Source organism: Nocardioides pelophilus (assembly GCF_014180685.1).
Lineage (GTDB): Bacteria > Actinomycetota > Actinomycetes > Propionibacteriales > Nocardioidaceae > Nocardioides > Nocardioides pelophilus.
The window spans coordinates 1-5,561 of sequence record NZ_JACEHF010000228.1; the positions used below are offsets into that span (position 1 = coordinate 1).

At 70.6% G+C, this 5,561-nt stretch carries 7 protein-coding genes; 3 read left to right on the forward strand and 4 right to left on the reverse strand.

What is annotated here, in order from left to right:
• On the reverse strand, positions 1-836 hold an 836-nt coding region (locus tag H0488_RS21770), incomplete at its 3' end, for a sensor histidine kinase (protein ID WP_183101305.1).
• Between the two features lie 121 nt (positions 837-957).
• On the opposite strand from H0488_RS21770, the gene phoU reads away from it, so the two are divergent.
• On the forward strand, positions 958-1,617 hold the full coding sequence (phoU, locus tag H0488_RS21775) for a phosphate signaling complex protein PhoU (RefSeq protein ID WP_183101306.1): 660 nt from the start codon (positions 958-960) through the stop codon (positions 1,615-1,617).
• A gap of 217 nt (positions 1,618-1,834) precedes the next feature.
• On the opposite strand, the gene H0488_RS21780 is transcribed toward phoU, so the two are convergent.
• The 3 genes from H0488_RS21780 to H0488_RS21790 form a co-directional block, all read right to left on the reverse strand.
• Complete coding sequence (locus tag H0488_RS21780) at positions 1,835-2,581, reverse strand: phosphoglyceromutase (RefSeq protein WP_183101307.1); 747 nt, start codon at positions 2,579-2,581, stop codon at positions 1,835-1,837.
• A 14-nt stretch (positions 2,582-2,595) separates the two neighbouring features.
• Complete coding sequence (locus tag H0488_RS21785) at positions 2,596-3,210, reverse strand: hypothetical protein (protein WP_183101308.1); 615 nt, start codon at positions 3,208-3,210, stop codon at positions 2,596-2,598.
• Positions 3,211-3,317: 107 nt separating this feature from the next.
• Positions 3,318-4,349 carry a UbiA family prenyltransferase gene (locus H0488_RS21790; protein ID WP_183101309.1) on the reverse strand — a complete coding sequence of 344 codons (1,032 nt, stop codon included), beginning with the start codon at positions 4,347-4,349 and terminating at the stop codon, positions 3,318-3,320.
• 211 nt (positions 4,350-4,560) lie between these two features.
• Here H0488_RS21790 and H0488_RS21795 point away from each other — a divergent pair, with 211 nt between their 5' ends.
• Positions 4,561-5,046 (forward strand): CarD family transcriptional regulator, encoded by a 486-nt coding sequence (locus tag H0488_RS21795; RefSeq protein WP_183095351.1) that lies wholly within the window; start codon positions 4,561-4,563, stop codon positions 5,044-5,046.
• 74 nt (positions 5,047-5,120) lie between these two features.
• Positions 5,121-5,561: 2-C-methyl-D-erythritol 4-phosphate cytidylyltransferase (locus H0488_RS21800; RefSeq protein WP_312856479.1), on the forward strand; the 441-nt coding region annotated here is incomplete at its 3' end.

Here is a 5,561-nt window from a genome sequence, read left to right on the forward strand (position 1 = left end):
GAGTAGTGGACGGCGTTGGCGACCAGGTTGGCCACGGCTGCCGCGACCTGCTCGTGGTTGCCGAGCACGGTGATGCCGGGCTGGCTCTCGACCAGCACCTGGATGTCCTTGGCGCCGGCGTCCATCGAGCTGGTGTCGACCGCGACCGCGATGACCTCGTCGAGGTCGACGGGCTCGGGCGACTCGAGCGGCTCGTCACCCTGCAGCCGCGACAGCTCGATGACCTGCTGGACCAGGTGGGCCAGCCGGTCGCTCTCGGTGAGCATCCGGCTCGCGAACCGGTGCACGGCCTCGGGGTCGTCGGCCGCGTCCTGCACCGCCTCGGCGAGCAGCTTGATCGCGCCGACCGGGGTCTTCAGCTCGTGGCTCACGTTGGCGACGAAGTCGCGCCGCACGGCCTCGATCCGCCGCTCCCGGGTGCGGTCCTCGACCAGGGCCAGGACGAGCCGCGAGCCGAGCGGCGCGACCCGCGCGCTGACGTTGCGGGGCGGGCCGGAGGCTCGGTCGACGATCAGCTCGGTCTCGCGGATCTGCCCGTCCCGGCGTACCTCTCGCACCAGTGAGCTGAGCTCGTCGGAGACCAGGCTGGTGCCGCGGACGAACCCCATCGCGAAGGCCGGCGCCGACGCCTTCACCACGACGTCGTGGTCGTCGACCAGCACCGCGCTGCTGCGCAGCACGGAGAGCACGGCTGCCACGCCCGGCGGAACGGTCGGCTCCTCGACCGGCGGCTGGCGGTGCTGCTGGCGGTCCGAGATCTGCCAGGCGAGCAACGCGCCGCCCGCGACGAGGGAGCCGAGCACGCCGGCGAGAAGCGCCTGAGTCGTCGGATCCACGTTGCGATGGTACGGCGACCCCACCTGCCCCCCTCGCATCGCGGACGTCGGGCTTCTGAGTGTTCACCCCCCGTTCACCGCGACCCTCCGAATGGACAACTGGCCGTTCTACGCTCGGAACATGCGCGAGGCCTACCACGACCAGCTCGACTCGATCTTCGACGACCTCGGCAGCATCTGCCGTCGGGTGGAGACCGCTGTCGGTCTGGCCACCGACGCCCTGATGACCGGCGACGCCGCCCTGGCTGAGAAGGTCATCAGCGAGGACATCGAGATCGACCGCGCCCGGGAACGGGTCGAGGACGCCGCGTTCAGCGTGATGCTGCTGCAGCAGCCGGTCGCCGGCGACCTCCGCACGGTGGTCGCCGCGCTGCGCATGGTCAGCGAGCTCGAGCGGATGGGTGACCTGTCGGTGCACGTCGCAAAGGTCGCCCGGCTCCGGGTGCCGGAGGTGGCGGTCCCCGACGAGATCCGGCCCACGATGAGCCGGATGGCGGAGGTCGCCAAGGACATGGTGGGCAGGGTCTGCGAGGTGATCCTGAGCCGGGACGTGGAGGCGGCCATCGCGCTCGGCAAGGCCGACGAGGAGATGGACGCCCTGCGCCGCCGCAGCTTCTCCGAGCTGCTCTCCGACGACTGGACCCACGGCGTCGAAGCGGCCGTCGACGTCGCCCTGCTCGGCCGCTACTACGAGCGGATCGCCGACCACGCGGTGTCGATCGCCAACCGCGTCGTCTTCGTGGTCACCGGGCACAACCCGGCCGCGCTCAGCTCCGAGTAGGGCTCAGCTCGGCGGCGGGCCTTGCTCAATCTCACTTCGCGACGCCGGGCGCTCGTTCCTCGCGCCGGCGGGCACGTCACCGGATTTCGACGCGGCCGTCGCGGCTTCGCAGGCTCAGCCGCGGGCCTTGCTCAATCTCACTTCGCGACGCCGGGCGCTCGTTCCTCGCGCCGGCGGGCACGTCACCGGATTTCGACGCGGCCGTCGCGNCGGCTGCTCAGCGACCCTGGTTGGCGACGGCGGCTGCTGCGGCGGCGGCTGCCTCGGGGTCGAGGTAGCGCCCGCCCTTGGTGACCGGGGCGAGCGTCTGCTCGTCGAGCTCGTAGACCAGCGGCATGCCGGTGGGGATGTTGAGCCCGGCGATGTCGGCGTCGCTGATCCCGTCGAGGTGCTTCACGATCGCGCGCAGGCTGTTGCCGTGCGCTGCGACGAGCACGGTGTGGCCGGCCCGGAGGTCAGGGACGATGCCGCCCTCCCAGTAGGGGAGCAGACGGGCGATGACGTCCTTGAGGCACTCGGTGCGCGGCATCTCGTCGCCGAGGTCCGCGTAGCGAGGCTCGCCCACCTGCGAGAACTCGTCATCGTCGGCCAGCGGCGGCGGCGGGACGTCGAAGGAGCGGCGCCAGAGCATGAACTGTTCCTCGCCGTACTGCTCAAGGGTCTGCTTCTTGTCCTTGCCCTGGAGGGCGCCGTAGTGGCGCTCGTTGAGCCGCCACGAGCGGCGCACCGGGATCCAGTGGCGGTCGGCGGCGTCGAGCGCGAGCGCGGCGGTGTTGATCGCGCGGCGCTGGAGGCTGGTGTGCAGCACTGTCGGCAGCAGGCCGGCGGCGGCGAGCTGCTCACCGCCGCGGACCGCCTCACCGCGGCCCTTCTCGGTCAGGGCCACGTCGACCCAGCCGGTGAAGAGGTTCTTCGCGTTCCACTCGCTCTCGCCGTGGCGGAGCAGGATGAGGGTGTAGGTCATCGGTCGGTGCGAGCTCAGTGCCCGCCCTCCTCGCCTTCGGCGTTCTCGGTCGGGTGGTCGCAGAGGTACGTCGCGTCGGCCTCCTCGGCGGCCGCCTCGGCGTCCTCGGCCTCGGCAGGCTCCTCCTCGGCAGCCTCGGGCTCGAGCTCCGGCGCGGTGATGTCGGCGTACTGGCCACACGGCTTGACCACGGGGACGTCGAGCGTCACGAGCTCGTCGGTGGAGAAGCTGTAGGTCAGCGTGACCACGTCGCCGGCGCTGAAGTCGCCGGTCACGACCACCGCGCCGACCTCGTCGCTGGCGAGGTTGACCCGCTCGTTGCCGGGGATCTCGACGTCGCTGACGGTGACCTCGATGTCGGAGCCCGCTTCGCCCTGGACGGCGTCGAGCACCGCCGGCTCCTCGGCGTCGTTGACGCTGTTGACCAGGGTGCCGATCAGTCGGCCCTGCCCGTCGGCGTAGGCGACGACCCGGGCGCCGAGCACCTCGACGGACGCATCCCGGTTGTTGACGCCGGCCGCGATGGTGTTGACGCGGTCGGTCGGGTAGTCGAAGCCGCAGGACGTCAGCGCGGCGGCCAAGGGCAGGAGCGCCGCCACCAGGGTCGCGGTCGAGCGTCGGTGGAGCATTCGGCGGGCCTCCGCAGGTGATCTGAGGACTCAGGACGGGTGCTCACGAGGAGCGGGGCCACTCTAGTGGGCATCTCCGGCGCAGCGCTCAGCGGATCGGCCCCCGGTCATCGGGTGAGGCCGTCCCGATAACCGAAGTAGGCGAGCAGGGCCACGATCACGAACGTGTAGAACGTCGAGAGCGCGAGCAGCCGGGTCGCGCCGAGCTTCAGCCCCAGCTTGAGCGGCAGGTAGGTCCAGCCGTCCTCATGATCGGCGACCAGGCCCCAAACGGCGCGCATGAAGTGGACGCCGATGCCGAGCAGCGCGGCGAGGATCGTGATCGCCGTCTCCGGGGGTTCGCCGACGGCCTGGCCGCCCCAGCCGCCGTACGAGACGTAGGCGGGGAGCATGGCGTACGACGCTGCCCAGGTCACCCACGAGAAGAAGCCGGTGCGCAGCACCACGTTGCCGAGCAAGCCGATGCAGAGCGAGATCAGGTAGATCCCGCCGGCCGTGATGCCGGTCGTGATCGACAAGGGCACCAGGATCAGCGCGGCCACGACGATCGCGTACCAGACGGCGCCGGCGTCGAGGCGGCCGTCGGCCACCGGCTTGCCGGGCGTGCCGTGAGCATCGTCGCGGGCGCGGTCGACGATGTCGTTGTGCCAGCCGAGGATGGTCTGGCCGACCAGCACGGTCAGCAGCACGATGCCCGTCTCGCGGGCCGGGCGGTCGGCCAGCGCCGCCACCCCGCCCACGGCGAGGGCGGTGAGGACGGCCTGCTTCGCGTGGGCCGCCTGGAGCAGGAGCAGGAAGGTCCACTGGCGCGAGCCGAGGAAGCCGCGAGGCGCGGGCCGCTGCGGAGCGTCCTCGTCGTCGTCCGTGTCGGCGTCCTCCTCGTCCCCGACGGCGTCCCCGTCGGCGTCCTCGTCGACCTGCTCCTCGAACCCAGCCGGGGCTGGGTCCGGGGCGGGCTCCGATTCGAGGCCCGATTCGAGGCCCGATTCCAGGTCCGAATCAAGGTCCGAATCAAGATCCGGGTCGGGGTCCGGGACGGGGTCGACGTCGTCGCCCGGGTCGACCGTGGTCCCGGCGTCCTCCAACGAGGCGTCTCCCTCCCCGGCGGAGCGGCGTCGTCGCCAGCGCTGCTGTGCCATGGCGAGCAGTATTGACCAACCGCCCGTGCCGCGCAGCCGGGACCGGGAAGTGTCGGTCCGATTCGTGGCCGAACGGCGGTCGGTGTGAGGTTGCCCACCACACGAAACAGCGTCTGTCAAGATGGCGATTGCCGTCCTGACCTGCGCAAACGCTTTCTGAGGAAGGCCTGAGACGTGATAAGATGGCCGCCTAGGAAGGGGTTCATCACATATGACTTTCACCGTCGGCGAAACGGTCGTTTACCCCAATCACGGGGCCGCAGTCATCGAGGACATCGAGATGCGGACTATCAAGGGAGAGGAACGGCAGTACCTCGTACTTCGGATCGTAGCCCAGCAGGACCTGGTGGTTCGGGTCCCAGCCTGCAACCTGGATCTGGTCGGAGTTCGTGACGTCGTCGACAAGGAGGGACTGGAGCGGGTTTTCGGTGTCCTTCGTGCCGAGCACGTCGAGGAGCCGACCAACTGGTCGCGTCGCTACAAGGCCAACCTCGAGAAGCTGCACAGCGGCGACGTCATGAAGGTCGCCGAGGTTGTCCGCGACCTGTGGCGCCGTGAGCGCGACCGCGGCCTCTCCGCGGGCGAGAAGCGGATGCTCGCCAAGGCCCGTCAGATCCTGGTCTCCGAGCTTGCACTCGCTGAGCACACCAACGAGGACAAGGCAGAGACCATCCTCGACGAGGTCCTCGCCAGCTGAGTTGACATCGCGCGATGCCCCCGCCCGTCAGGGCGGGGGCATCGTTGCGTCTCCAGGGGCATACCGTGTGGGCCGTGGAACCCGAGCCGTACGACGCCGAGACCGCCGAAGCCGCGCGGCCGATGGGGTTCGTGGTCGACGAGGACCGCGGCTCGCTGCCCTACCACCTGATCCACGGCGAGGGGCTGGTCGCAGCCGCGGCCTGGTCGATGGGCGAGGCCGGTGTCGACCTGGTCGACGTGACGGTGACCTGGAACGTCATGGCCGACCTCGGTCGTGCGCTGGTGCTGCACGACCCGCTGTGCCCGATGACACCGCCGGCGTTCATCGCCGAGTGCGTGCGCGTCGCGTCCGCGCGCAACGCCGTCACCGTCGGCGTCCAGCCGGTCACCGACACCGTGAAGGAGGTCGCCGACGGCCGGCTCGGCCGCACCGTCGATCGTGACGGCCTGATGGCGGTGTGCTCGCCGGTCGTGCTGCCGGCTCAGGTGGTCGCGGCGCTCGACGGGCTGCCG